Below are 1,085 nucleotides of genomic sequence, written 5' to 3' on the forward strand. Positions count from 1 at the left end.
GGCGTCGGGCGCGCGCCCGTCGGCTCAATCGGCGAGGGGGTTCGCGATGCCCACCGGGTGCAGCAGCCAGCCGAAGCCGCCCAGCCCGGCCGGATCGGTCAGCTCGGCCGCCTCGCCCGCCCGCACCAGCGCCCGCAGGTACCCCGCCGGGTCCCGGGAGGCCGTCTCCAGCGGGGGGCGCCGCCCGGAGACGCCCAGCCGGCGCAGCGCGGTCCGCTGGTCGAGCAGGATGCCCGCCGCCGGGTCCGGGGGGCCGCCGGCCGCCGCCCGGGCCGGGGCGCTCGCCGCGATGCCCGCCGCCGCGCAGGAGTCCAGGGCGACGTGTGCGGTCAGGTCCGCGGAGCCGTCCGGGACCGGCGCGACCGCCCGGCCCTCCCGGTGGCCGGTGAGGGTGCCGCCGGGCGGACGGGTGTCGCGGGTGTGGGCGTAGTCCACGGCCACCGCCAGGCCGCGCCGCAGCCGTCCCACGGCCCGTGCCCAGGCCGCGTCCCTCGGGCCGCCCGGCTCGGCCCGCTCGCCGACCGGGCCGGTGTCGGGCAGTGGCCACCAGCGTCGCAGCCACCTCGCGTCCGCCTCCTCCACGGGCGGTCCCGGCCGCTCCCGGCCGGCCCGGTCCACCAGGAGCAGGCGGGGCGGCCAGGGCGGGTCGTTCACGACCACGTCCACCGGCACGTTGTCCAGCCACTCGTTGGCGAACACCAGGCCCGTCACGTCCCCCGGAGGGTCGGCCGACCACCCGACGCGGGGGTCGAGCCCCCCGGGGCGGGAGGAGCGTTCCACCACCAGGGCGCGCACCCGGTGGGCGACGGCCTCCGGCAGCGCGGCCAGCACGCCGGTGACCAGCTCCCCGCGACCGCCGCCGATGTCCACCAGGTCGAGGGACCCGGGGGAGCCGAGGGCGCGGTCCACCCGCAGCAACAGCTCGGCGACGGCGTCCGCGAAGAGGGGGGAGGCGTGCACGGAGGTGCGGAAGTGCGCGGCGGGGACCTCCCGGAGGAAGAATCCGTCGGGGCCGTAGAGGGCGCGCTCCATCGCCTCCCGCCACCGCACGGGACCGTCGCCGGCCCCCGCCCCGCCGTCCATTC

General features: G+C 80.1%; 1 protein-coding gene. It reads right to left on the bottom strand.

Annotated elements, in window-relative coordinates:
• Positions 1-24: 24 nt before the first annotated feature.
• Positions 25-1,083 (bottom strand): SAM-dependent methyltransferase, encoded by a 1,059-nt coding sequence (locus tag FNQ90_RS24335; protein WP_182608313.1) that lies wholly within the window; start codon positions 1,081-1,083, stop codon positions 25-27.
• Between the last annotated feature and the right edge of the window lie 2 nt (positions 1,084-1,085).

This window comes from Streptomyces alkaliphilus (assembly GCF_014141535.1).
GTDB lineage: Bacteria > Actinomycetota > Actinomycetes > Streptomycetales > Streptomycetaceae > Streptomyces > Streptomyces alkaliphilus.